At 43.7% G+C, this 26,872-nt stretch carries 21 protein-coding genes; 4 read left to right on the top strand and 17 right to left on the bottom strand.

The genetic code is table 11. The annotated features are described in order from the left end of the window. Positions 1-6: 6 nt before the first annotated feature. The 8 genes from NO992_RS17720 to NO992_RS17685 form a co-directional block, all read right to left on the bottom strand. Positions 7-2,373 carry a family 20 glycosylhydrolase gene (locus tag NO992_RS17720; RefSeq protein ID WP_371379467.1) on the bottom strand — a complete coding sequence of 789 codons (2,367 nt, stop codon included), beginning with the start codon at positions 2,371-2,373 and terminating at the stop codon, positions 7-9. A 7-nt stretch (positions 2,374-2,380) separates the two neighbouring features. Next, the gene (locus NO992_RS17715; RefSeq protein WP_371379464.1) at positions 2,381-3,334 is read right to left on the bottom strand and encodes a sugar kinase; all 954 of its coding nucleotides are present in this window, start codon (positions 3,332-3,334) and stop codon (positions 2,381-2,383) included. Beyond that, positions 3,331-4,761: a sodium:solute symporter family protein gene (locus tag NO992_RS17710; RefSeq protein ID WP_371379461.1), complete on the bottom strand. Its 1,431-nt coding sequence runs from the start codon at positions 4,759-4,761 to the stop codon at positions 3,331-3,333. Before NO992_RS17710 ends, NO992_RS17715 begins: the two co-directional genes overlap by 4 nt. A gap of 37 nt (positions 4,762-4,798) precedes the next feature. Next, complete coding sequence (locus NO992_RS17705; protein WP_371379458.1) at positions 4,799-5,185, bottom strand: RidA family protein; 387 nt, start codon at positions 5,183-5,185, stop codon at positions 4,799-4,801. A 28-nt stretch (positions 5,186-5,213) separates the two neighbouring features. Then, positions 5,214-6,680, bottom strand: coding sequence for an amidohydrolase family protein (locus NO992_RS17700; protein ID WP_371379455.1), 1,467 nt, complete (start codon positions 6,678-6,680; stop codon positions 5,214-5,216). Beyond that, positions 6,680-7,552: a MurR/RpiR family transcriptional regulator gene (locus NO992_RS17695; protein WP_349196085.1), complete on the bottom strand. Its 873-nt coding sequence runs from the start codon at positions 7,550-7,552 to the stop codon at positions 6,680-6,682. Before NO992_RS17695 ends, NO992_RS17700 begins: the two co-directional genes overlap by 1 nt. A 13-nt stretch (positions 7,553-7,565) precedes the next feature. After that, positions 7,566-8,792 carry an amino acid deaminase gene (locus NO992_RS17690; RefSeq protein WP_371379451.1) on the bottom strand — a complete coding sequence of 409 codons (1,227 nt, stop codon included), beginning with the start codon at positions 8,790-8,792 and terminating at the stop codon, positions 7,566-7,568. 106 nt (positions 8,793-8,898) lie between these two features. Further along, entirely contained in the window at positions 8,899-12,117 is a 3,219-nt protein-coding gene (locus NO992_RS17685) for a TonB-dependent receptor (protein WP_371379448.1), read from the bottom strand. Positions 12,118-12,535: 418 nt separating this feature from the next. On the opposite strand from NO992_RS17685, the gene NO992_RS17680 reads away from it, so the two are divergent. After that, entirely contained in the window at positions 12,536-12,919 is a 384-nt protein-coding gene (locus NO992_RS17680) for a hypothetical protein (RefSeq protein WP_010375625.1), read from the top strand. Positions 12,920-13,257: 338 nt separating this feature from the next. On the opposite strand, the gene arfB is transcribed toward NO992_RS17680, so the two are convergent. From arfB to NO992_RS17650, 6 genes are all read right to left on the bottom strand, one after another. Further along, positions 13,258-13,671: an alternative ribosome rescue aminoacyl-tRNA hydrolase ArfB gene (gene arfB / locus NO992_RS17675; protein ID WP_371379445.1), complete on the bottom strand. Its 414-nt coding sequence runs from the start codon at positions 13,669-13,671 to the stop codon at positions 13,258-13,260. Positions 13,672-13,751: 80 nt separating this feature from the next. Beyond that, the gene (locus NO992_RS17670) at positions 13,752-14,960 is read right to left on the bottom strand and encodes an ABC transporter permease (RefSeq protein ID WP_371379442.1); all 1,209 of its coding nucleotides are present in this window, start codon (positions 14,958-14,960) and stop codon (positions 13,752-13,754) included. Between the two features lie 10 nt (positions 14,961-14,970). Further along, the gene (locus NO992_RS17665; RefSeq protein ID WP_371379439.1) at positions 14,971-16,302 is read right to left on the bottom strand and encodes an ABC transporter permease; all 1,332 of its coding nucleotides are present in this window, start codon (positions 16,300-16,302) and stop codon (positions 14,971-14,973) included. A gap of 9 nt (positions 16,303-16,311) precedes the next feature. Further along, on the bottom strand, positions 16,312-17,001 hold the full coding sequence (locus NO992_RS17660; RefSeq protein ID WP_371379436.1) for an ABC transporter ATP-binding protein: 690 nt from the start codon (positions 16,999-17,001) through the stop codon (positions 16,312-16,314). Positions 17,002-17,013: 12 nt separating this feature from the next. Continuing rightward, entirely contained in the window at positions 17,014-18,285 is a 1,272-nt protein-coding gene (locus tag NO992_RS17655) for an efflux RND transporter periplasmic adaptor subunit (protein WP_371379433.1), read from the bottom strand. 245 nt (positions 18,286-18,530) lie between these two features. Beyond that, positions 18,531-19,334, bottom strand: coding sequence for a chromosome partitioning protein ParA (locus tag NO992_RS17650; protein WP_371379430.1), 804 nt, complete (start codon positions 19,332-19,334; stop codon positions 18,531-18,533). Between the two features lie 92 nt (positions 19,335-19,426). Here NO992_RS17650 and NO992_RS17645 point away from each other — a divergent pair, with 92 nt between their 5' ends. Next, positions 19,427-20,326, top strand: coding sequence for a response regulator (locus tag NO992_RS17645; protein ID WP_130127548.1), 900 nt, complete (start codon positions 19,427-19,429; stop codon positions 20,324-20,326). Here the strand turns inward: NO992_RS17645 and NO992_RS17640 are convergent. After that, positions 20,318-20,743, bottom strand: a complete 426-nt coding sequence (locus tag NO992_RS17640) for a hypothetical protein (RefSeq protein WP_371379427.1) — start codon at positions 20,741-20,743, stop codon at positions 20,318-20,320. The two genes, NO992_RS17645 and NO992_RS17640, sit on opposite strands and share 9 nt — an antisense overlap. Positions 20,744-20,868: 125 nt before the next feature. After that, positions 20,869-21,132, bottom strand: a complete 264-nt coding sequence (locus NO992_RS17635; RefSeq protein WP_371379424.1) for a hypothetical protein — start codon at positions 21,130-21,132, stop codon at positions 20,869-20,871. A 780-nt stretch (positions 21,133-21,912) separates the two neighbouring features. Here NO992_RS17635 and nhaR point away from each other — a divergent pair. Beyond that, on the top strand, positions 21,913-22,803 hold the full coding sequence (gene nhaR, locus NO992_RS17630; protein WP_010375614.1) for a transcriptional activator NhaR: 891 nt from the start codon (positions 21,913-21,915) through the stop codon (positions 22,801-22,803). A gap of 13 nt (positions 22,804-22,816) precedes the next feature. Here nhaR and NO992_RS17625 read toward each other — a convergent pair whose 3' ends face one another. Then, positions 22,817-23,527 (bottom strand): LytR/AlgR family response regulator transcription factor, encoded by a 711-nt coding sequence (locus NO992_RS17625; RefSeq protein ID WP_371379420.1) that lies wholly within the window; start codon positions 23,525-23,527, stop codon positions 22,817-22,819. 280 nt (positions 23,528-23,807) lie between these two features. Here NO992_RS17625 and NO992_RS17620 point away from each other — a divergent pair, with 280 nt between their 5' ends. Next, positions 23,808-26,651: a TonB-dependent siderophore receptor gene (locus tag NO992_RS17620; RefSeq protein WP_010375611.1), complete on the top strand. Its 2,844-nt coding sequence runs from the start codon at positions 23,808-23,810 to the stop codon at positions 26,649-26,651. Positions 26,652-26,872 lie beyond the last annotated feature (221 nt).

The following is a 26,872-nucleotide window of genomic DNA, read 5'->3' as shown; positions in this document are numbered from 1 at the left end:
AGTTTCCTATTTACAATGAAGGAAAAGCGCTCGAACTGGATATATTCCTGTTATGACCACTTCATCCGTTAAATTTTGCAGCGCTAGCAGTTGGCTATCGAGGTGCGGAACTTGTAAAGCCCCTTTACAAACTTCAAGTACTTGCTGACTCAATGCAATAAACTGCGTCACCTTTAACGCCGTTGAGTGTGCTTCTGTAAGTTTTGGACTTTGCTGTAACAGTGTTAACGCCTCAAGCACCGCTTGCCAGCGTTGCAATATCGCGCCAATGTGCGCTAAGGCAGTGTTATCACCAGCGATATAGCTTGCGACTCGCTCCTCAAGCAGCCTCACCTGACGGCTTTCAACCGCAACATAGTCGACAAATTTATCAAGCGCTGCAAACTGGTGATACTCGTCGTTTAAGAACTTAATATGGTGACGCGTGTAATAGTGACTTGGCTCTACAAGCTCAGCAAGATGAGTGAGTAATGCAAGCGTAGCCTTACGCTTTGGCTCATCCAAGGTTGTGCTGATAAGCCTATTAAAACCCACTTGTTGCTGCGTTTTATGACCTAAGCCAATCACGTTATGTGCAAAATCGCTCATATGATCCAATCGCGCGTACATCTGCTTGCTATCCGTAAGCGTTTTAGCGGACCATAAACGCTCAGCAATCACAAAAAGTCGCGGCCATATTCTGACATCAAGATTATGTTCGGTGACCATTTCGCTCCAAATGGTCGCCTCGCCCCCTAAAATACGTGCACCATTTTCTTGGCTTAACGGTGTTGAAACCTTGACTGGTTGTGGTTTTTCAAGCGCCTCAAGTGTGAGCGGATAACGGCTATTACCAATCATTGCCGCGCCTTGTTGCTGCGCTGTATCAAACTCAAACTGTAACGGTCCCATCCAACTATCCATGGTAGCGGTAAATTGCTGAGTCTTGCTAGTAATTGGCCTATCTGTTTGTGCTAGCTGATGGCGGTTGTTATTTAGCTTTATAAGTACTTGTTCACCCAACACCACAAGCTCCCCTTTGACTGCGCTACCTTTTAGGCGTGGGATCGTAAAGGCTAAACTTAATACTCGCGGTTGAGTGAGATCCACTGTCGGTAGCACCGGATGTGGGTCGTTACGGTAATGAAATGATGAATACTGCGGCTGATCAATATAAAACCCGGTTGATAAAATGCCTTGATAACCTGCTTCTGCAATTGCATTTAACGAATCATGACCACGCCAAGACTGCACGACAGTATCCGTAGGCAACGCCGGATGAAAAATTTCATCCCACCCCATCATCACACGTCGGTGCTTAGCGATAATCTTTTGTACACGAGTATTAAAGTAATTTTGCAGGTCATGACCGTCTTTCAACGCATGTTTTGCCATTAGTTCCTGTATTTCAGAGTTTGCCAACCAATGCTCAGGCTCTACCTCGTCACCACCAATATGCAGGTAGCCATCTGGAAATAAACTCGTCATCTCAGCCAGTAAATCGTCGATAAAGGTGTACACATCAGGACTTGCGATATTGAGCAGTGGCTTAAATACTCCCCAATGGCGCTCCATCTTATGAGGTTGCGCTTTAGTCATCAGCTCTGGGTAAGCGACGGCAATCGCGCTTGCATGCCCCGGCATACCAAATTCAGGCACCACGCGGATCCCTAAAAGGCTTGCATACTCAATCACTTCTTTCACTTCTGATTGACGATAATACAATCCGTCTGAGGCCAGTTGAGTCAGCTTAGGAAACACCTTACTTTCCATTCGCCAGCCTTGGTCATCAGTTAAGTGCCAGTGCAAAACGTTTAGCTTTGCCGCGGCCATACCATCGAGTTGGCGCTTTATTGTCGCGATTGGCATAAAGTGGCGAACACTATCAATAAGTAGCCCACGCCAAGGGAAACGGGGACTATCGCTGATAGCCGTGTAAGGGAATGTTAACTGACCCAAGACTTTGCTCTGAGCTAGTTGTAATAGGCTAGCAAGACCATGCTGCGCGCCGAAAACGGAGGTTGCGCTAAGCACTATTCCACCCTTTTCAATTTGAAGCTGGTAGTCTTCTGGCATATTCAGCTGAGGAAACTGTAACTCGGTTTCGATATTTTCCACGCGAATGATTAAGTCCGCTTTGCCATCTTTTACTACCCGTAAAGGGATAGGTTTTCCAGTAATGCGCTCAATGTATTGCTGCGTTCTGGCGAGCAGAAAAGCCTGCCTTTGCGCACTAAAGCCGTGCATCGAAACCTTGATTTCGTTATCAAACACCAGCGAGCCCTCGGCCATACTCACATGTTGTGGCATAGGCATAAGCGACAGTGGCGTGGCCTTTGCAGCTAAAATCGGCAACAACACGATGAATAAAAAAAGACTAAAGTACATTCTCATAATGGCACTATTCCTGAGTAACAAGCTTTGGCAGAAAATCGGCGGATATAATCGCGCCGTGATGCTGGATCACCTCGGCGGCAACTTGGTGTGCAAAGCAAGCAGCCGTTTGCAAATCACAACCTTTCAGCCAATGCGCTAAAAACCCTGCCGCAAATGCATCTCCTGCACCACAGGTATCTAAGATAAGCTGCGGCGCTATGTTTTGCGCCGCGATATAAATGGGTGAATAATTATCAGGTGACACGAGCACGCATGGCTGAGCGCCTTGGCGAATAACTAAAAGTTGTGAGCTTTGCTGTTGATGCTCTGCGATTATTTCGTCCACATTTGCGGTGCCATACACTGCATATTCGTCCTCGTCGGTTAAAAATGCGATGTCCGCCAGCGCCATTACAGCCTGATAACTCAATTCTGGGTTATCGCTACACCAAAGGGCTTGACGATAGTTGTTATCAAAAAAGATGAGTCCACCTCGCTTTTTAAACGCAGCTAATGCCTCAAATAAGTGCTTTCTCTGCGACGCACATAGGATAGCAAGGCTTATTCCAGAGAGATAAATGGCATCAATAAGCTTGTTGTGAAGTGCCTGAGTTAAGGTTTCATCACGGTTAAAATACTGCCTTACGGGGCTGTGCTCACGTGCAAAGGTAAAGCGTCGCTCACCATTCTCATCGAGCGTAATCCAGTACTCGCCAAGTGCGCTATGTGGTTCAAGCACAATATAGTCTTGCCTGACGTTCGAGTTTGACAGCATATCAAGCAAGTTTGTACTGGCCTTGTCCGTACCAATGGCGCTGGCAAAACTAACTGCTATGTGGTTATCGTTACTTTGCTTGAGTAACTGAGCCAAGTACCAAGCCGTGTTAAAAGTATCACCGCCAAACGAGCTAGTCCCGTCTGCTCTATGCTCCACCATGCACTCACCAAAGCACGCCAACTGTTTTATTGCGCTTTTCATGATGCCACTTCCGTTTTTTCGGACGATGCGGTTTCATTGCACTTTGTCACCACACTCGTCAATACGCCAAACACCAAAGCACTGAGCAGCGCAGGAATAATCGGGTTACCAAAATAAGCCAGCCAATCGTCGTGCATACCAACGAGTAGGGCAGCAAAGGAACCTGCCATCAAGGTGACTAAACTGCCTTGCCAAGTATAACCTTGCCAAAAGCGCCCCAATAACCCCATCACACAAAGCCCCGCTAATACAACGGAAATCATTTTGGTGATATAGCTAATAATGTCGCTCGACAACACCGCCATAAATAATGCCAGCGATACGGTAGTCAACATGGCAATACGAGAGACCAAAAGCGGATTGTGTGGCGCAATATTTCCCTTACACCAAGTCAGATAAATATCAGCAACCAACACACTCACTCCAGCAATGGCGTCGGAGCTGGCACTAGAAAGCGTTGCGGAAATACCCGCCAATAAAATAAAGCCACCAATCAACACCGGCATCGCCGTTAACGCCAAATAGGGAAAAGCGAATGAAGGGTTATCTAAACTCGAGTTAACTACATAAGCACCGATACCAATCACCGCAGGAATACATGAAAACCCTAAATAAAGTAATCCCGAGATAATAAACGACATACGAATACTGCTTATGCTTTTGGCGGAGTAGATCCGCTGCCTAAACGATGGTGTTGCCAATACGCCCACCAGCACTGCCAGCACCATTGAAATAGCAGGCAACAAACCAATATTATGATATGAAAAGAGCCCAGCTCCCGCTGCAACCGAAGCACTGGTTAGTATTTGCCAACCACCGACCACCTCGACTACAAAGTAGGTCATCAACAAAAAGCCCGAAAACAAAATAACGGCCTGAATAGCATCCGTCCAGACTACCGCCGAATATCCACCTAAGGTTACGTATACCGCAAGCCCCAGTCCAATAATCAGTTTTGCACTGATCTCATCTAACCCAGTGAGCCAAGCTAAATACATGCCCCCGCCAATCAAATGTGCGCCAAGCCAGCCGACACTTGCCGCGTAAATCAATATTGCTAAGAGCTTTTTAACGACTTGATGATTGCCTACATAGCTCGCTAACTCTTCGCTCATTGTCGCGAAGCGCTCAGCCCTAACCGGCGCAAACAACCAAGCCAGCAATAAAATACCCAGCGCGCCGCCAATGCCATAAAGCGTGCCCGCCCAACCGTGTTGATAGGCAAAGCCGACCGCTCCCATCGACGAGCCGGTGCCGACCATAGTGGCAACGGTGGTGCCTAGCGTCAGCATCAGCGGTACTTTTCGCCCAGCTAATAAATAGTCGCAATTTGACCGTTGCCACCGAGATGCCAGCCAACTCACCAATATCATGGCAGACAAATACAACAGAAAAATAAGCAAATACACTTGCTGACTATCCGTCATGCCTCTCCTCCTGTGAACATTGTTGTTCGTATAACGTCTATTCGCCTTTGTAACAGGTGACATCAACCTCAACTTTACAGTCCACGACTAAGTCGGCCACCATACAAATTCGCGCAGGAGGATGCGCTGAAAAATACTCTGCAAAAACCTTATTAAAGGACTGAAAATATCTTGCGTCAGTTAATACCACAGAGACATGCGTAACATGCTCAAGGCTATAACCCGCCTCGGTCATAATCGCGATGCAATTTTCAATGGCCAGACGCGACTGCTCAACAATGCCGCCCTCAACCACTTCACCATCTCGCATTGGCGTTTGCCCCGAGACCTTTAACCAACCGCCAGCTTCAACTGCTCGCGCAAAGGGTAAGTGTTGTCCACCAGTGCCCGTGCCGCCCTCAGCACCTATTCTTCTTATTGTCATGTTAACCTCTTGATGATTTTGATTTTTATTAGTTTTGACGCGTTAAAAATCGTCCTGCTCGGCCGAAATCGACAATAGTGTCTGCATTCGCGCCTTCAACATAGCTGAGCTTGCCATTCACCCAAACCTTGACAATGCCTGAGGCAAGTTGTTTTGGATTACTGTAACTTGCTTGGTCTAACACCCGGCTGGGGTCGAATAACACCAGATCGGCAAAGTAACCAATTTGAATATTGCCACGTTGCCGCAGCTTAAAGCGCGCTGCTGGCAACGCTGTCATTTTGTAGATAGCCAATGCCAACGGCAGCGATTGTTGTTCTCTACAATAATGTCCAAGCACCCGCGGAAATGTCCCCCACAGTCTCGGATGCGGATGCGGATCGCACGGCAAACCATCAGACCCTACCATGCTGTGTTCATAACTTAAAAACCGCTGCACATCATCTTCCAGCATACAGTGATACACAGCACCAGCTGGCTGCAAGCGCTTTGCCGCTTCGAGCTGAGGCACTTGCCATTGCGTGGCAATGTCTGCCAAGCTTTGTTGTGCAAGTTCTGGATGAGACTCCGACCAAGTAATAAAAATATCCGTCTCCTCCGTCACTTGATTAAGATCTAAGGTGCTTGAACTCGCGGCGTAAGGGTAGCAATCACAGCTCACTGGATGTGTTTGCCTATGCTGTTCAAAATGCGCTAATACCTCAGGCGCTCTGCCCCAATTCTCTCTACCTGCGCATTTTATATGTGAAATAACCAGCGGCAGTTTGGCATGCTCTGCCGTTGCAAAGGCTTCGTCCATGGCTCGGATGACTCCTTGAAATTCCGTGCGCAAATGCGTGGTATAGATACCATCAAATGGTGTAACAACCTCGGCCAACGCATTCACTTCAGCTTGATTTGCCCCCTTAGCATTGTAATAAGCAAGACCAGTACTAAATCCTATCGCCCCCTGCGCCATCGCTTGATGCAGCAAGGTTTTCATCTGTTCAAGTTCTTGCGCATTGGCGGCTTGAGATAAATCCGTCATGACCTGCGCTCTGAGCGTTGTATGACCAACTAACATGGCTAAATTCACACTCGGAGCGGCGTTACTAAAGGCATGTTGATAATCCTGTAGTTCACGATAGGCGAATTCTAATTGCTCCCCGAGTAAGTTAATGGGGTCGAGCGGCGCTTGATTTGTACAATAAGGCACTGCGCTAATGCCACAATTACCGGCAATGACGGTGGTGACACCTTGGCTCACTTTGCTCAGCATATGTGGGCCTCGCAGCACTTCAAGATCATCATGGGTGTGTACGTCAATAAAACCCGGCGCGAGCACTAAGCCCGTGGCATCGATGCATTGCTGTGCTTGCAAGTGGTTGCAGTTGCCAAGCGCAACAATTTTGTCTTTGCTAATCGCAACATCCACCACTTGCGCTTCAGAGCCTGGTTCAAAATACACCGTCGCGCCTTGAATGAGGGTATCAACATAAAGAGATGAGCTCAGCATTAATCCCCCAAAGGAAAGCGTTTATCGGCAGGTGGCATATTGCTGTTTTTATCTCGATGCTGATCTAACTGGGTTTTAAGCCGTCTGAGCTTTTCTCTTGAGCGCTTTTGATTACGCATGGCGACTTCGCTCGACAAGATATCCACTGCAGCCATCATGGCATAGCGCGCAGCGCTGGGCTTAAAGATGTAATCACTTTCTTGAGTTTTGATGGGTAAGTGGTGATCGGCAATGTCCGCCAAGTCGCTCACTGGGCAAATAGCAATAACCTCTGCACCATACTCTTTGGCGATAAGCGCCGCCGCTTTCACATCAGGAGAAACACCACTAAGCGAGAGACAAATCACCACATCCCCTTTATTCACCGTTGCGGCAACCATGCGCATCATCATGGGATCGGAGTGAGCATTACTAAGTACGTCCAAGCGAAATAAGCGATTTTGACATTCTTGTGCCATCAGGCTGCTACCACCACCAACCCCAAAAATTAAGCAATGACGTGTGGCACAAATCACTTCACTCGCCTGCTCCACAACCGCTTCATCGATTAATCCCGCATTGAGCGTGAGGATCTCCTGAATAGAGGTATAAACATGAGAAATCTTTTCTTTTTCAATTGGCTCAGGATTTGTAAAACGCTCACCAATTGCGGCTGATTGTGTTAGCTGAAACTTAAGGTCACGTACATTGGTGCAGCCTAAGCTACGCGCTAACCGCGTAATGCTGGCGTGACTGACCTGTGCTTTTTCAGCTAGCTCGCTAATAGATGCGCTTGCAGCAAAGTTAAGCTCGGCCAAAATAAGCCGAGCGACTTTTTCTTCCGCTGGGCTAAAATGCCCCAAACCTTCCTTAATTTTGCTAATAATGTCCACAGCTTCGCCTCAATTAAAAATAGGTAGAAATGGTTTGGGTGATCACCCAATCTTGCTCGACAACACCAATTTGTCGCCACTTATCAAAGGTCAGGCAAGGATGAGAAGTCGAAAAGCAGATCATATCGCCAACCTGTACCTCGCACCCAGATGCAATACTTACCATAGCATGTTGATCCATGATTGTTTCGACCTTTACCGCGCTGCCTAATGAGCACAGCTGCTTTGACAGCGGAGAGTAAATCAGCTCTGGTGTGGGCATGCCAGCATCAAATGCGACATCCCTTTTACCCATACCAACTATCGCGACGCCCGGCTCTGGAGTCGAAAGCACGTAAGCCCATATGCTTAAGCTCGACACTAAGCTTTCCCCCAAATCGCATGCGAGGTTGCTCCGTGATAACACCGCTTGCTGCGCATCCTGATAGATCCCGGTATCGTGAATAAGGTAGCAGCCGGGACGGATCACAAAACGAAATTGCTGAGCCTGTTCACTTTTGTTTAGTTCCTTTGTCACAACATCGTACCAAGCGGAACCCGCCCCCGTGATAATAGGTAAGGTCTTTGAAAATGCGTCTTTTTGTAGTAAGTCTGCCGCGGTTTTTATTACTGAGCTAACAAATGTGGCGATCCTTTGCTCGGCATTATCAGCGTGGATCACGCCCTCATAAAATCCAATGCCTGCTACCTCTAAGCTAGCATACTGTTGGCATACATTGACTAGCTGCACTAACGTTGCAAGATTGCGCCAACCAGCGCGACCGCCTTCAACCCCCACCTCGAGAAAAATGGAAATACGCAGCGAATGCCGGGTAAAAAATGTGCCTAAAGCATGCGCATTTGCAATAGAGTCAACAAAACAATAGAGCTCAACGTCAGTATCAATAAGCATGCTAGCAACTTGCTTCAGATGATATTCGCCAACAAGTTGATTCGCTAAGATCACGCGTTTTGCGCCCGCGAAAATGGCTACGGATACTTGTGGCACGGTCGCTACCGTGACGGCCCATGCGCCATGTTCAAGCTGTAGTTTAAATAGCGCTGGTGACATCGTCGTCTTGCCGTGGGGTGCCAATAACACTTGGCTTTCCTTTGCAAAATTCGCCATCCAATTCGCGTTGTGGCTGATGGCGTCTTGCTTTATCACTGCAACTGGCAAACTTACCTGCTCTGCGAGAATATCCCAGCCGCCATCTTCTAGTTGCAGTGGGTCGCCAGTGCCTTTCGCTAATATTGCCATCGTATATTCAAATCCTTGAGTTTAAACATTAATTCCCCACGTCAAAATAGCACATTGACTCACTGCGATTGGTATCAGGCCAAGCTGCACTTGGCCTTTGCTGACATCAGAAAGTCGCACGGACGCTCAATGCAAAACGTCTATCCGTGGTAAAGTTGAGTGCCTGCGTTTTTGTCCCAGCTTGGTCCATCTGATACTTGGTTTTGGTTTCCGTATCCAATAAATTGCTGGCTTCAAAACCCACTTTCCAATGGTCGTTGATGGTGTAATACAAGCTTGCATCCATCATACCTGAAGCCTCTGCATAGGCGGGGACATACTCTTCAGATTCCCTAAGTGTGAGCAAATACTCAGAGCGCCAAGTGTATGCAAGGCGAAAAGAAATATCCTCGTACTCATACATACCAATGACATTAAAGTTTTGGTCAGAGTAACCTTGTAGCGGCAAACCTCCAAATACTCGGAAGGTATTACGATTATCGGTTAGCGGGTTACCATTTTCATCGAAACCAAGCGTGCCTTTAGAGACTTCATTTGGATCTTCAAGTCCATCTTGATCGATATAGGTAAAGTTAAGTTGCAAACCTAAACCGCTCCATGCACCCGGTAACATGTCGTAGAATTGTGAGTAGGAAAACTCCATCCCACGAATGGTACCAGAGCCCGTGTTAGCAGGGCCATAAGCCGAGACATCATAATCTTCGCCGCCATAAGACACATCAAGATCAAAGGCGCGGCTACGGATTATATTATCTAGCTTTTTGTGGAATAGCCCTACCGTCACATAACCTGCGGACGCGAAATACCATTCGGTAGTTAAATCAGTATTGATTGCTTCTTCAGGCTCTAAATAAGGATTCCCAGAAAGCGCCGTTAGACTGATATCGTCTAGCCCAACAACGGGGTTAGTTGCCTCGTCGTAATCAGCGCCGGGAGTTTTTAGCACGCGAGTATAATCCAAGTTAAGAATACTGATATTTCTGGCATCAACTAAGCTTGGGTAATAAAGCGCTTTTGATGCACCAAATCGCACCACTACATCTTCTGATACACCAAAACTCAAATTCAAGCTCGGAAGCAAAGTAGTGTAATCTGTGCCATCAACGGTACTGAGTTCGGACTCTCCCCCTGCAATGTCGTAATATCGCTTATATTCTGCCTGCTGCATCACATTATTGAGTGATGTCCCCTCTTCACCACGTTTGATGAGAGCGGGTTGCACCAAAGCGCCCGTAGACTCAAGTTGATAGTTTACGTAGCGCAGACCAACGTTGCCCACCACAGGAATGTCTTGAAACTCGAAGTCAAAATCACCGCGAATGTAAAATTCAGTACGCTTCTCGTTAGTCGAACTTATATTATGCGCAGCGAATGGGCCTTCAACGCGATTGGGTTTGTCTTCATAAGGTACATAAGTGCCAGAGCATGTGCCGTTGTTTGCCGCACTGTTGGTAGCATTGTGCCAACCATCACGACAACCTTGGCGCAAAGACTCGGCGTAGTTTTTCACCAATTCCATACTTGGGAACAAAAAGTTATTGACCGGCCCCTGTAACACTTGACCATTGTAATAATCTGAAAAATCAACGCGCTCAAATAATTCTGGACGATTTACCGCCGCGGCGGCATTTCGGTCATCTTGGATCCATGGGGTGCCAATTGCAGACCAACCCTCGTAAGCCGTATCTCGTACGGTTAGGTCTTTATCTGACATATAAAAACCGGAACTAACACTCGTGAAATGGCCGTCTAGCTCATACTTAAAATCCAGTTTAACGCTGTCTGATTCTGCGGTATTGCGCTCAACCTGCTCCATACCGCTGCCCAAAAACAGGTTAGGCACAGGTCCATTCCAATCTTCATTGGGTGACCAACCTGCCGTTAGAATATTGTCACTGAGAAACTCTACTGTCGGCCTTGAGCCACGCATATCGAGGAAATAAGGCGAGACAACATGGACATGGTTTCCCCGTGTTTGACCCGACATACTGTAGTTTTGCACCTCTTTGTCGGAGTCGATCCGCTGGTAATCAAAATCGACAGTCAACCTATCTATTGGTTTTAACGTTAGCTTAAATGAAGTGTCCTTCACGGTATTTTCGTTGTAATTCCAGCGGCTACGATAAAAGAACGGTGTTTCTGGGCTCACGCCAAGAGCGATACCGGAAGTCACAAAACCATCATCTGTAGTTAGTGGATGGCCACTTTCCGTACTTTCAGTCCAATTTTGTGAAGACCCCATAAAACCTTTAAAGCCTTGAGCTGCTTGTCCTATTTGGCGCTCGTTCCACTCAAGAGACGCTTCTGAGCGAATGTGCTCTAATGTCGCAACTATGGTCTCATCGGCATTTGCCCACTGCAGTGAAGAGGTTAAGCCGGTACGTTCACGGTCATTAGTTGCTGTGCTCATATGGATAGCAACAGGCACATGCCATACACTGCCAGCTGGTTGCCCTGGTAAAGCGGGGCCATCTACAGGCGACGACGGATCAACGCCTGTTATGCCACCCCATTGATCCAAGGTAGGAATAAAGGAATCGCCTCGAGAGTGGAAATTGCCAAGGCCAACACCATCTCCTCGAGTCTGATATTCTGATGAAGAAGCCGCAATTAAAAATCCGAACTTACCTGCGCTGGTTTCCCAACTGTCGGAAAACAACGCTGAAAACGAAGGCGTCACTTCTTCTCTAAAGTCGCCATAGTTGGCCTTTACATTGAACGAAATAAGCCTCTCATCAGAGTCAAATGGTTTGCGGGTGATGAGGTTTACCGTCCCGGATATACCGCCTGAAATAAGATCCGCAGTTTGGTTTTTAACCACTTCCACTGCGCCTAGCAATTCAGCAGGAAAGTCTTCATAGCTCAAACCGCCTGACGGATTTGCACTAAAAGCGTCTCTGCCATTCACCTCAGAGCGAACCCTGTCTAGGCCACGAACCAGCACGCCGGTACCTTCATCGGCATAATGTTTAGGGTCATCGGATGATGCAAATCGCTCAATCGTAACACCCGGCACACGCTGTAGCGCTTCAGTCACCGATTTGTCTGGTAATGCCCCGATATCTGATGCCGTAATTACGTCTTTGACCGTATCAGCGAAGCGCTTAATGTTTTGAGCGCTATTGATACTGCCTCGGATCCCGCGAACTTCAATGACTTCAACCGCTTCATTCTGTTCTGAGACTTTGACATCGCTGTCATTCTGACCCACAGTTTCAGCGGCAACCCAAAGTGGAGAAAGCCCAAAAAGTACAGACGAAACCGCAAGGCTCAGTTTGCTTCGTTTAGGGTTATGTTTACCAATATCGGTGACTAGTTTTGACATTTTATTGTTCCTTTCTTCTTTTTAAAAACCAGTGAAAAAGCCAGCAATGCCATCACTAGCACCACAGCCCAAAAACCTACCACACAGCGACGTGCTCTAAACGCCCCCAACACATCACATGTTACTTACTAACAAAAAACCAAGATGACATTGTTACTTTTTAACATTACAGACTAAAAAGCAAACACTTTTTGTGAAAAATTTGGATGTGTAGACTATAACTTTGAAATATAAGGAATTAAAATTAGTTACAACCCACACTTAAAATAGGTTAAAAACGCAAATGCTTAACTAATTAGAGAAAATAAAATGATTTTTCGTGGTTCAGACTTGGAGCTTTATGAACAAAAAATACAGTAGATAACAGCCTCATGAACTATGCTACCTTTACAGGCTTTATCATTATTCGGAACCTACTATGTGCGACCTAAAACATGCATTTGAAGCAATAAATATTTACCAAATACAATATTCTCAAGTCGACAAACTTTGGGGCTACTTTAGCGTCGTAACGTTAGCGATGTGTGGATTCGCTATAGGTGGTAAAATACCATCGAGTTCAACACATGTAGAGGCTATCGCAATAGTTTTAGCATATCTCGTTTTCTGTATTGGAAATCATCAAGCGCTTGTTGCAGGTCAAAAGCAACTAGAACAATTCGCAGCGATTGCACGCTCATGTGCTCTTAAAGTGGAATTAGAGGTAAGTTCAATTACACCTATACCTCACGATAAAGTTAAAAAATTTCATCTTAGTGTAATCATAGCCGTAAGCTTAGGAGTTTTAGTTATAACATTATGATGAATTCTTCCTTAAACTTGCAGCTTTATTCATCGCCTCCAGCTTTGCCATTTAATCTGAGCTTCGGATAATTGATGCCTTTCTAGCAGCCAGCTTTAGCGTTAACTGCGTTGAATTCACATCCAATAGCCTGCTATCGCTGTGTAAATTCGTCTTACCTACCGAATGTAGGTACCAGAGCAGTAACAGTACACGAGAGCGGAGTTATCCCCGGCTAGATAGGGAAATAATTTAACGTGAGTTAAAAACAATGAGAGAACTCATTCCTTATCCAAACCTCAGGTTATTTAGGTACTTTGAATTGAAAAAAGAAGTAACATGAAATTTAATTAGGCACTTTACCAGTTCACTGACCCCCTCAGTGATTTGGTTTGGCCACGTTTGGTCTTTTGATTCAGACGTTTCTTGTGCGAGCTTTTTGTTGGCTTGGTTGCTCTGCGTGCTTTTTCAACTTTAGTGGCTTCTAGGATCAGTGTTTTTAGCCGCTCCAAGGCATCTTCCTTATTTTGCTCTTGAGTACGAAAGCTCTGTGCTTTAAGCACAATGACACCCTCTTTGGTTACTCTAGAGTCTTTAAGTGCAAGCAGGCGCGCTTTGTAAAAATCAGGCAGTGTTGAGCGGTTGATATCAAACCTAAGATGAATGGCACTGGAGACTTTATTGACGTTTTGTCCACCCGCACCTTGGGCGCGAATAGCGGAAATATCGATTTCCCACTCTGCTAGAGTGACATTATTTGAGATTTTAAGCATAGTAATTTCAAGCCTCCGTTTGCCATTTTAGCAAAGTAACAGAGGGCTTGAAATAGCAGCGGTAAGCGCGGAGTGTGTAGCTATGCTGTTCGAGTTGCGATAGCTGGCGGCACTCTTGCAGCAACCATAGCAGGGTAAGTCACCGCCAACTGACCTGCGAGCAACATTACTACCGCACCTGCAATCAAATAATCACTGGGTACACTGGTGAGCCCAAAGTAATTAACCAAATAAATATTCGCAGTGATTGCGATGATTATGCCCAGTATAATGCCAAATAAAGACACCACCGCATTCTCAATCATAAAGTAACGTAGAATATCGGCCTGAGTTGCCCCAAGTGCACGACGAGTACCGATTTGCTTACGACGTTTATAAACGGTGTATCTTGCCTGCCCAAATATACCCAGCATTGTTACGCACGCCAGAGCTGCGATCACCGCTTTTAGCGTTTGGCTCACCGCATAATCCGCTTGTAAGTTTTCCGTTTTTATTTGCTCGAAGGATTTAAAGGCATCAAGTTGACGACCAGGCTTTGTAAGCATTAAGGCTTGAACTTCTTCCATTGCCACAGCTCTTTGGCCAGGCTTTGCTTTTACTACTATGATGCTTTCTTCATAATGTTCTCTAACCGAACTTATTACAGTCATATCGTAAGCGTACCAAAACCGCCAAGGTGACTTCATTGTCTCTACTATTCCCACCACTTTCTGCGGCACAAATGCAACGTAAATGGTTTCTCCAACAACGCTGCGCCAATCGTTAGGACGGATTTTATGAGCCAAATCCTGCGAAATTAACACGCTGGCTGATTCCATATGGCCGTCAAAATACGTATGCACCACATCGTTATGTTGTAAGTTTCTACCTGCAACCACCCTTAGTCCAAGCGTATCTATAATGGTGTCGTCAGAACCATAATAGCCAGCATGAGTAATCCGAGCTTCCTTTTCAGGCGTCAACGCGACATTGAGTGAACGCCCCCAATTAATGAGTGGCAAACTGGTTATCGTACTAGCACTTTCAACACTGGCTAGTGCACGGATATCGGCAAGGTCGGTATCAAGAGCTGCATTTTTTTCTTCATCGCTACCTTCAAAATTAGTTCTAAAGCTGAACAACTGGTTCTCGGCCAACCCTGTAGGTTGCACCAATTCTTGTTCTTTAAGCACCATCATATATATGGCATTAACCAAAATTGTAAATGTCAGCGCAATTTGCAATATCAGTAGTAGCGGAGAAGCCTTATTTTTGTTTAAGGTTTTTAAAATTGGCAATAAATCTCTCATGGTCATGTTCCTACAGGCTTTTTAGCTGACTAGATGGTTGTACTTTTGCCGCATGTAAAGTCGGTAGCAAACCAAAAGTTACAGCACTCGCCACAGCCAATACAATCGTCATGATGACGATACCTGCGGTCATCTCAAGCATCTCAGCATAAAGATGACTGTATAATTGCGCAGTGACACTCAAGCCAATTTGCGCAAGTAGCAGCCCAAGTATCCCGCCCAAGAGCCCAATAATACAGGTCTCAACAGTAAACTGAGCGATAATATCTTGCTTAGAAGCCCCAACCGCTCTACGAAGCCCAACTTCACCTGCTTTACCATGAAACTTTGCGACCATCATTGCCATACAGTTCAGCAGACAAACCGCAAGAAATGCAAATGCAAGCCACACTGCTACATTGCCATCATCTTTGATAATTTTTCTTTCAATTAATTGCTCCTTCACATTAAATAACTGATGTAAAGGCTCTCGTAAAAAGCGACCATACTCTCTTTGTTCCATCGAGTAATTAACCAAAAAGTCCATGTAATTATCACGCTCTGACGCGGAGCTTAATTCCACCCAATACGAAACCCACACACATTCAGATGCTAAAATTGCCGAAAATGAGTCATCAGCGGGTTCTTTCCAGCACTGATAAGACACGTCTGAGCCAGTCCACAACTCGTTATTGATTTGCGTTTGAAATGGGACAATAACGTCTCTAGGTTTGTTGAATGCACGAGTTCTGTAATCAAAAAACTTGGGGATGGGATACCAATCGTCGGTAACACCAACCACTCGGTACTGTAAGTCCCCTAAGAGCAATGACTTACCGACGGAGTTTTCTCCACCAAATAACTTATCATTCAGCTCGCTACTGATCACTGCAACTTGCAGCCCATCCTGATCGGCAATCTCATCCCATGCACCACCAAACTTGAACGGCACCTCAAACATGTTGAACATATCACGGTATGCACTTCTAATTGGGGTCATTTTCGCTTCATTGATTGACTGCTCTGTGGTGCGAGTCATCATTTTGAAACTACCAAGAGGCGTTTGATTAACGCCCTGTTTCGCATCTTGTAGATTTACTGCATCTTGATAAGTAAGAATAAAAGGTGGAACTTCTTTCCCTTGGGAAATATTGAACGGCTTATCTGGGCCGTAGCTATTCAATCGAACATTAAACAAGCGATCACTTTTTGTAGGGATCGGATCTTTTTGTAGCAGATAACTCACTGTATAAGTTGTCATTGCTGCGCCAATTCCAATCGCGATTGTCATAATCATTAACAACGATAAAAAAGGCGTTTTCCGTAATGAGATAAGCGCTAATTTGAGATAGTAACTAAGCATAACTTATCCTTAAGCAATGGCCTTATCGAAGTTCTTTCTCTCGCTCAACATACCATCACGGATTTCAATAATACGCTGAGCTTTTGCCGCCTGTTGAGCATCATGAGTCACCATCACAATGCTTGTTCCCTGCGCATTGATATCTTTGAGCAGTTCCATAATACCATCGGCCATTTTACTATCTAAGTTGCCCGTTGGCTCATCGGCGAGTAGAAAGGACGGTTTACCAGCAATCGCTCGAGCAATTGCTATCCGTTGCTGCTGACCTCCAGACAGTTGCGATGGGTAATGCGCTTTACGAGATGCAAGACCCACTTTATTCAACGCATCCATGATCCGCTCGTGGCGCTCTTTTGATGATAATTTGCGATAGCGTAAGGGCATATCAACATTATCGTAAAGGTTTAACTCAGGAATTAAATTAAAGCTTTGGAAAATAAAGCCGACTTTTTCATTACGCAGCTTTGACTTGGCTTTATCACTTAACTTTTCAACATTGACACCATCCAGCTCATAACTGCCATCGCAGAAGTCCTCTAATAAGCCGGTGATATTTAAAAAGGTTGTTTTGCCCGAGCCTGAAGGACCAATAACGGCGACAAATTCTCCTTGCTCTATACTCAAGTCAAATGGCTGCAAAGCTTGAGTTTTTATTGTGTCTGTATAGTAAGCTTTTGATAGGTGGCGCATGGATAGCATGTTGCAGCTCCTTTATTGAATTATTTTCACACTAGGGGCATCTTTAAAGATTCGTGCATCAGAGGTGATAACCTGATCGCCGATATTAAGCCCCGATAGTACTTCTACTTGTCCAATACTTCTCAATCCAATCTTTATTGGCGTTTTGACAGCCGTGCCTTCTTTTACCACATAAGCAAACTGGCCATTGTATGCTTCCAAATATTGACCATGTGGTAGGTAGGCAATATTTTCTTTTTGTTCGAGTACAATTCGACTTGTTAACCTTTGGTTTTGCCTTAATCCCTGAATTGTGTCGTCTCTAAATCGGATTTTTCCGGCAACGCGGCCATTTTCAATTTCAGGCGAAATGGCAACGATTTCACCACTATAAACATCACCATTGAGGTTCACCTCGGCTAACATTCCTAAAGCTAAATCATCTGAATAGCTCTCAGGTATTTGTACCTCTATTTCGTATTTAGAGAGGTCGACTACGCTTAATAGTGGCTGATTTTTAGCCACAGAATTTTTTTGCTCGACTACTAAATTACCAACAAGCCCCCCTACTGGTGAGACAACTTTAAGCGCATCGACTTGCCTTTCAAGCTCAGCTACTTTGACTTTTTGTGCCTCAAGTTCAAGCTCTTTGGTCCGAATCTCAAACTTCTGACTTTCTTTTTGCAATTCAACTTCTTTAATTGCTAAGCGATATTCCCGCAGCGCATTTTCGAGATCATCTTTGGCTTTTTGATAATCAATATCGCTGACAACTTGAGTTTTTAAACCATCTTCAGAGCGACGCATTTCACGCTTAGCTGCATTCAATACAACGGTAGCCTTACCTAAATAGTTTTCCTGCGCTAAGTCTTGTTTTTTAGCCTGAATGATCTGTCGCTGAAGTTCAGTATCTAACTGATTTAGCTTAGCTTGATGCTGTGCAAACTCGCTCTTTAATTCCGGGCTATCTATTACGGCAAGGGTTTGGCCTTCAATAACGCTATCTCCCGATTCGACCAAATAGGTAACAGTCCCTTGAGCAGGGCTATATATTGTCGGACGCCGTGCTGCGACGACTTTTCCCTGAACAGAAATATCGCGAACAAAGTCACCTTGTTTAACTGCTGAAATATGAATTTTATCGCTTGAAACTGCTGTTTGACCACTTGCCCACTGCTCAACAATTGATGCAAAAAAGAAAACAGTAATTAATATCAGAATACTTACTACCGCTATCAATATTTTATTTTTTTTAGGTCTTTCAACCTCAGAGTCTTGAGCACTCGTATCTGGAATATAGGCCATGAAATAATCCTTTTACCACTGCCTTAGTTATTGAGAAATATGCACTTTACAAGTACTTTTCACAGCTATTCACTCAACTAGCGTTAACGTCACTTGGTAGAGTTTGGAACCGAGTATGTGTCTCTTTCTCGTCACTTTTCAAGTGAAGCAAATCTCAAAAAATAAAAAGCAAAACAGGTAATGTGAGTGCCTAAACCTTACACAAACTCAAGACTAATGTCACGAGAAATAAAACACTTTGTTAACTATTTGGTTTGATTCTTGACGACTTCCAAATATCGGCTTTCTATAAATTTCTTCTCTTTGGACAAGTGATCAAGTGCTTCTCGGGTTTGCTCCAACTCTTTTTGAATAGCTTGCAACTTTGGACCATCTTCAACCTCTTGTTCTTGAACCATTAGCTGCTGCAGAGCCTGGCTTTGTTCGGCTATTTGTCTTTTGTATTCATTGATAGTTTGAGACATATCTTGGCGCTCTTTTTCAAAGGTTGCGACCAGTTGCTCCAGTTCTTGCTCGGACGTACCTCCCACAGACTTAGAAGCTTCTAGCTGCTGCTTTAATGTGTCATTTTCTTTTTGTAGTTCCTCTGTAGACTCATATTGGTCATAGAGCTTTCTTCTCGTTTGTTTAAGTCGCTCTAAACTTTTCGACAAATCTCCTCGAAGTTTTTTTATTAGCCGATGCGATTTAAGCAACTTACTGTTTAAATCATCCATGCGAGTTTGCTCTTCTGGCGAGATATGATCCTGTGTTGAACGTTTAACCTCAGCTAATTGTTGTTCTAAGTGGACTTGTAAGCTAGCCAATTCTTGAATGGTGTGTTGGTTATCTTCGACAAACTTCATTGACTTGTTAATTGCATCGCGACAATGCTGAAGTAGATACTGTTGCTCTGCGTTGGATGTCCCAGCTCCACCAGCCGTCTTTGCAAACAATCTAAATTCTCGAAGGATTAACAGCAAAATATAAAACCAAAAAACTAATATCAATAGCCCGATATTCACCGCCATATAGATAAATACATCAACTGGTAGTTTGCCTAGAAACATATTACGTACTCATTATTTTCTTACTTTCATTTTAGTATTGGTTAAAAATCGTGCCTATAATAAATCTATATTTTTCAATAAAGTGGTAATGTGTGAAGATATTGCTCGTGGATGACAGTGCAGCAACACTTGAGATTATTCGTCGCGGTTTAGTGCGTTTTAGATATCGCAAGCTGTTGATAAAGAAAGCACAAAGCGCAAAAGAAGCATTAAAGATTATCGGTTCTTGGCATCCAGATATTGTATTGACCGACTGGCATATGCCCGATATTTCAGGACTCGCTCTCGTCAAAGCAATTAAACAAAAACAGCTTGATGTCACTATGGCGATGGTAACGACTGTCGACGATCGTGAGCAAATTAAGCTCGCCCTTGACTATGGAGCGGCGTTTGTACTGTCAAAGCCGTTTGCTGACGACGACCTTCATAACAAAATCATGCCGCTGGTCAAAGCCGCAGAAGAAAGCAGCAAAACGAGAGAAATTCATACGCTACATAAAGGCGTGCCCTTGCCTCAAGTTGGGCAACTTGAAAAGCTAATGAACAAACATATTGATACAGAGCTGAGACTCTATCAGGTGCATCAAATGGAATATAATCCCGATAACCTTCCGTGTGTCATGGTCGCATACGAAGATCCGAGCAGCCAGAAAGTTCGCGCAATCGGAATATTTGATGTGTACTCTGTCTGTGTGCTTGCCGCATCCACAGGGAATTTAACTGATCAAGCTGGGTTTGAAGCGATTCATCAACATCAGATAACAGACGACATGTTAAGCGCCTGCCACTCAGCACTAAACTCTACGTCTTATGCATTTCTAGACGGCATAACCAGAAGGAGCCTTAGAGTAAAAACCCTACAGTTGGTCACTAAGCCTTTTCCTAAGTTAAAACGCTTGTATAAGTCCGCCGCAAACATGCGCATAGATTTATGTTGCCAACGTCCAAATATGGCACAAGGTAAAATATTGTTGGTTGGGTTTTTAAGCTAACGCTTTAAGCAAGATGCCAGGATCAGTTATCCCAGCTTCTTTTAAAGCTTTTTGGATATTTTGGGTTAATTCAATAACTTGATTCTGCATACGTAAAATATATTCAAGTTTTTGTGTAACTAGCTCCGCTTTCATTTCATCTGAATAAGCGTTATTTGCTTTTAGCTCTTCGAGTAATTTTTGCTCTTCTTTTATTTTCTCTCTGAGCTCTTCTAGCTTCTCAACCATTTTTTGAATGTGAGGTGGTAGTGCTGCTTTTTCCTGCTCCTCTCTTACCTCTTCTCCAGATAACTTAGACATATCTTTTTCTGATAGTCTGAGTGGTTTAGATTCTGTCGTTTCTTCAACCTTGGTTTTCTGCTCCATCTGACTCGTGGTTGATTGAGCTGGTGAGTGAATTAAAAAGTTCACGTTCATTATCTTTGGCCAATATGATTTCCTTTGACCTACATATCGGTAATTTATCAAGGATCTTTAAGAAAAATTGCGCGGCTTCCTTGCCGCTGCAAGTGCTTGGGAATGGAATCACTCGGTACTGAAAACTAACCGAGTTTAAAATAATTCTGTTTTAAAATTTGCTTGCAATTGCGTAATGCCCGATTTAATGCCTGCAGCAAAGTTTTACCTTTTGCCTTGACCTTTAATGTTGGTAATCCGGGTAATAAAAGCTCAATTTGGCATAAGGTAAACTTGCCAATCTGCTTGTCCACGTGTTTTTCAATTCGTACATTTATTTTTCGAATATTGTTTGCATAGCCGCACAACGCTTCATTTATTGCTTTAGAAAAAGTGACTTTACTAGACACCGCTATCGGCTCATTTACACCAACAAGGTTCAATTTCATCATTACCTCAGACAATCGCATCAAATATAACTTTGTTGAAACTGAGAATGACTCGAACTAAAAACGCTTACGCTATCCGGTACATTCTCTCAACTACTACTTGTTTGTGCCGTGAGATCAAATCTACTAATGTTCAAAAAAAGAAAAAAGCTGATTATATCTAACTTAAAGTAAGATTTTTACGAACTAAAATTCGCTTTAATTTTTATCCGATTGATAATATTTCTATATTTTTGGATGATTTTTACAGTAAGCTGAGTTGACATTGTTCAAAAAACAAACGAATCTAAGTTTGCTAACCAACTATTCGAAAGGAGTAAAAAGTGAAACTAAGTCTAAAATCCAAAAAACTAAAAGAATTAGATACTGACAAAATATTACCGCAGAATAAGACAAAGGACATAGCAGGTGGGATGCCGTCGTCGAACTGTAAAACGCTGTATATCACAAGCTGCCAAATTCACTAGACTAACTGGAAACCAAAGAGCATTATAGTACGATGCTCTTTACATCAAATATAAACCTTTCATATTTTTGTGGACGTCGAGCTGGTCCTTACAGTTAACGTTTAATAGCCTTCAATACCTACACCATCCACAAGTCAAGTTCTGTTTTTCTATTCACCTTCCGAAAGGCGATTACAAAAGAACTTATACTTGCTTAAAATGTTCGAATTAGCTACTGTTAAACGCAGAAAATTCCTGATTCTCCCCGGTTAAACCCAAGATTTTTACGAACAGTATGAACATAAACTTCAACCACCTTTACTATTTTTGGCAAGTAAGCAATGAAGGCAGCATCGCAGGTGCAAGCAAAGTCCTTCATTTGACGCCTCAAACCATCAGCGCGCAACTATCAAGCTTAGAAGATCGGCTAGGGAAACCTTTATTTATAAGAGAAGGAAGAGGACTCAGGTTGACTGACTTCGGCATTTTGACCAAGCAGTATGCGGACGATATGTTTTCGATTGCCAAAGAATGGTTAGAAACAACACAAGATGGTGCAACAGCCATACATCGCACATTAAAAGTAGGTATCTCAGATGCTATTCCAAAATCGTTAGTATCAAAGTGGCTTGCGCCTTTGATAGAAAATGAGCAAGTTGCCAACTTGCACTGTATCGATGGTCAGCAGTCGGAATTATTGGCTCAGATGGCGATGCATAAACTCGATATCGTACTTGCGGACAAACCACTTGATAGTAATATGCCATTTAAGGTATTTTGTCACGAGATAGGCAAAAGCCAGATTGGCTTTTATGGTTCAATTTCTAGTTGTGACGCACTTAGGGCAAACTACCCAAAGTCATTACAAGCGCAACCAATCATTCTTCCCGCGAAACACAGCCCAGTAACAAACTCGATTCAATTCTGGCTGCAAGAGCAAAATATAGAAATAAAAGTCGCAGGTCATGTGGATGACAGTGCCTTGATGAAGGCATTAGGTCAACAGGGGTTTGGCATTTTTCCTGCCCCACTTTCGATAAAATCAGAATTGCAACGGCACTATGATGTCTGCCTCATTGGCACTATCGAAAGTACGTATCAAAACTATTACGCCTTCACACCTGACAGACTAATTAAAGACTCTATCTTTAGTGAATTCGTCCATTTTGCCAAAGGAGTAAGCTGACACTACAGTCAGCTTATGTTGGCTGCAAAAGAGAGGACAAGTTTTGTTTATAACGTCTCGAAAGGTGGAGTGAATCTCCGTTTTCTAGAATAACGTCGTAATCTCCATTATCTCTTGTCTTAAGTTCACTGATAGCATTTAAATTAACGAGTGAAGACTTATGGATCCTAGAAAAGCCAAAGGTTTTAAGACTTTTTTCCATTGATGACATCGTGTCCCTATGCAAGATTGAACGCTGCCGATTGATCATATGAAGTTCAACATAGTTTCCCGCCCCACCAACCCAAGCTAAGTCTTCCACTTTTATCACATGAATATGCCCCGAGTCTTTTACAATCAATCTTTGATTCGGGACAAATTCCGATGAAGCTTCTTTAGAATCCAAGAATGCTAGCTGAAGAATATTGGTGATCAGAGCACCTTCTGTATCTTTCCCATCAACACTCATTGTTGTAGAAGCATTTAATTTAACATCTGTCGTTATTTTAATAGTTGGCACAGAGTCAAAATTTTTTATGATTGATTCTTGCTTTCCCAGGTCAATATCATGTGAAATATCAATTAACAAACAGTCGATTTCACCCGCCGAAATAGTTTCCAAAACATCAACAATAGATTGATAATAAACAAACTGGGAACAAACTGCGACTTCTTTTAATTTTGTACTTATTTCGACGCCAAGCTCAGACAAATAGCTAGGAATAGAGATCGTCACTCTTTTCATTCATCACCTTAAACACATCAACAGGTTCACAAGGATACTAATACTTTGTATCCTATTTCACAATAGTTAACATATTATTGTTATAGATTGTCACTATGTAATCTGCAAATTAAATTTGATCTTTTTTTTCTCGCCTGTCGTCACTGATTCCCATCGCCTTACGTATCTCAACTGGCATATTCCAAGCTTCCGTCATAACTTCGTCGTGATACTAATAAGCCTTTGTGATGAGTTATTAAACTTGCCGAGGGTATCTAAAACAAACCTATCAGGGGATATCATGAAACAATTCAAGCGTTCTAAGTTAAGTATGCTTATCACTTCTGCGTGCCTAATCGGCGGAAGTTTAAGCATCCAAGCATCAGCCGAAGAAGCAGCTGATGGTGCTAATGAAGAAGTCGAAAGAATTTCTATTACAGGTTCTCGTATTCAACGTGTTGCTTTAACTGCTAAAACACCAGTTATCGAACTAGACGGTTCTGAATTTGCCATGTCGGGTAACTTAAACGTTGAGCAAAAGCTTGCCGAGCTACCATTGACAGTTCCTTCTTTTGGCCCAAGCTCAAATAACCCGGGTGATGGTACTGCTCGTGTTGACTTACGCGGTTTAAACGATGAGCGTACTCTTGTTCTTGTTAATGGTCGTCGCTGGGTCCCAGCAACACAAACAGGTGTTGTCGACTTAAACACTATCCCTGCGTCTCTTATTGAAGGCGTAGACATCATCACTGGTGGTGCAGGTGCGGTATACGGTTCTGATGCTCTGGCTGGTGTTGTAAACTTCCGTTTGAAAGATGACTTTGAAGGTGCAGAAATTTCTGCGTTATACGACATCACAGAAGAGGGCGATGGTGAAAAGTTCAACACTGACCTTACCTTAGGTGGAAACTTTGCCGACGGTAAAGGTAATGCAACTGTTTATATTGGTTACGCCAAACGTGAGTCAATCTTTCAGGGTGATAGAGACTTTACTAACGTAACGCTCACGGAAGGCGATACAGGTTTAGTGCCTGGTGGCTCATCAGGTATTCCTGGCACTCGTATATTTTCCGGCCCTACGCTTCCTAACGGTACAACTCTAGGCCGCTTTGGTCCTAATGGTGAAGGCTTACCGTATACATCAGCCGATGCATTTAACTATGCCCCTGATAACTACCTACAACTTCCACAAGAGCGCTTAACGCTTAACTCTTTTGCACACTATTACATCAATGATGAAACTCGCTTATATAGTGAATTATCATTTATTCGCAACGAAGTACCATCACAGCTAGCGCCAACTCCAGCGTTCGTAAATGGCTTGGTGGTTAACCCTGACAGCCCATTCTTTGGTGCAGATGTTCAAGCCGCAATGAAAGCGTTAGTACCTGAACTTGATGCTGAAGGTGAACCAACAGGTAACATGGTTAGTCAACTTGACGCTAATGGTAACTTTACATTCGCTACAATTGGTCGCCGTATGGTTGAAAACGGGCCACGTCAATCAATTGATACACGTAACGCTATGCGAGTGTTAGTAGGTGTTGATGGTTTTATTGGTGATTGGGCTTACAACGCATACTACAGCCGCTCTGAACTAGATCGCTCTAATCTACTTAATAATGACGTTTCTGAAACACGCTTCAGACAAGCAATTTTAGTTACTGATGACGGTAGCGCATGTCAAGATACATCTGGCGGTTGTGCACCATTGAACATATTCGGTGAAGGTAATATTTCACAAGCGGCGATTGATTTTATCAACGTTGGTGCATCTAACGTAACAAATATCAAACAAGAGATCTTCCACGTCGATTTTGCTGGTGAATTACCATTTACCGTGCCATCTGCTGATTTGCCGGTAGGTTTCGTAATTGGCTACGAAAGCCGCTTTGATGATTCGAGCTTCCGTCCTGATGAATTCTTAGCATCTGGTGATGTTTTGGGCTTTAACGCTGGTGAGCCAACCGTTGGTAGCTATAGTGTTGATGAAATCTTCACAGAAATCGACATTCCATTAGTGACAGATGCGGCATTTGCTGAAGACATTACACTATGGTTTGCAGGGCGTCTTTCTGACTATTCAAACATTGGTAACGTCTCTTCATTTGCAACAACGCTAAACTGGAAAGTGAATGAATACGTTTCGTTCCGCGCGGGTTATCAAGAATCTGTACGTGCACCTAACATCTCAGAACTATTCCAAGGCGCAGCAAATGGCTTCCCAAGCGCAACCGATCCATGTAGCGTTGATGGTTTCGTAGAAGGAAAAACAGATAGATCACTTTGTGAAGCTCACGGTGTTGCATCTTCTCAAGTCGGTGTATTCGAGCAAGCAAACGCGCAAATCGAGGGGAGCTTTGGCGGAAACCCAGAGCTGAAGGAAGAAACATCGGAAACGGTCACGCTAGGTCTTGTTATTACACCTACAGAAAACTTTGACGTGACTATCGATTACTTCGATATTCAAATTGATGATGCTATCGATGTACTAGGTGGTGGCGTAAACAATATTCTGGATGTTTGTTACAACCAGCTTAAAGATCCAAGCTCTGAGTTCTGTCAAGCGATTACTCGTCGTCCTGATGGCAACGTAGACCTTGTAACGGCACTCAATGCTAACATAGCTGAACTAGGTACTAAGGGTTATGATGTTAACTTCAATTGGAGAACTGAGCTTGACTTTGGTATCGGCGAAAATGGATCAACATTGAGTATTAATTCAAAGAACACCATTCTTGATGAGTACTTTAAAACAGCAAGTGTTGGCTTTACAGAAACTAATTACTGTGAAGGTAAATTCGGTAACACATGTCTTACCCCTCGACCAGAGTTTCAGAGTAATAACCGCTTCACTTGGACTTCAGGTGACTTAAGCGTGTCAGCACTAGTGCGATATATGAGCGAAGTTGATGATGACACTGGCGAAAACGAAATTGTGCCTACATCTAAAGCTGTATGGTACCTTGATCTTAGCGCAAGCTATCACTTCACAGACCATGTACAAGCAACATTTGGTGTTAAAAATGCGCTAGACACCGAACCAACAGCTCTAGGTGATGCTCAGCAACAAGCAAATACATTCCCAGAGTTGTATGACGTAATTGGCCCACGTTACTTCGTGAGTGCTGTGTACACGTTCTAATCAGTTGATACTGAAAGACTAGGGAGCTTCGGCTCCCTTTTCTGTTGTTGCTGTATAAGTCCCTTAATCTACAGTAAGTTACTAAGTTTTCCATCGCGTTTACTAAAAAATTGATCAAAACCAACAAAACTTAAAAATAACAACACCCTACTCGCAACTAAGTCGAATTTGGCTAAAATAAAAAGTATGCAGCTCAGTCAAATTGTCCGTTTAAGAAAAAA

The sequence above is a fragment of the Pseudoalteromonas sp. DY56-GL79 genome (assembly GCF_041414765.1).
GTDB classification, from domain to species: domain Bacteria; phylum Pseudomonadota; class Gammaproteobacteria; order Enterobacterales; family Alteromonadaceae; genus Pseudoalteromonas; species Pseudoalteromonas piscicida.
This window is presented reverse-complemented; position numbering and strand designations above follow the sequence as displayed.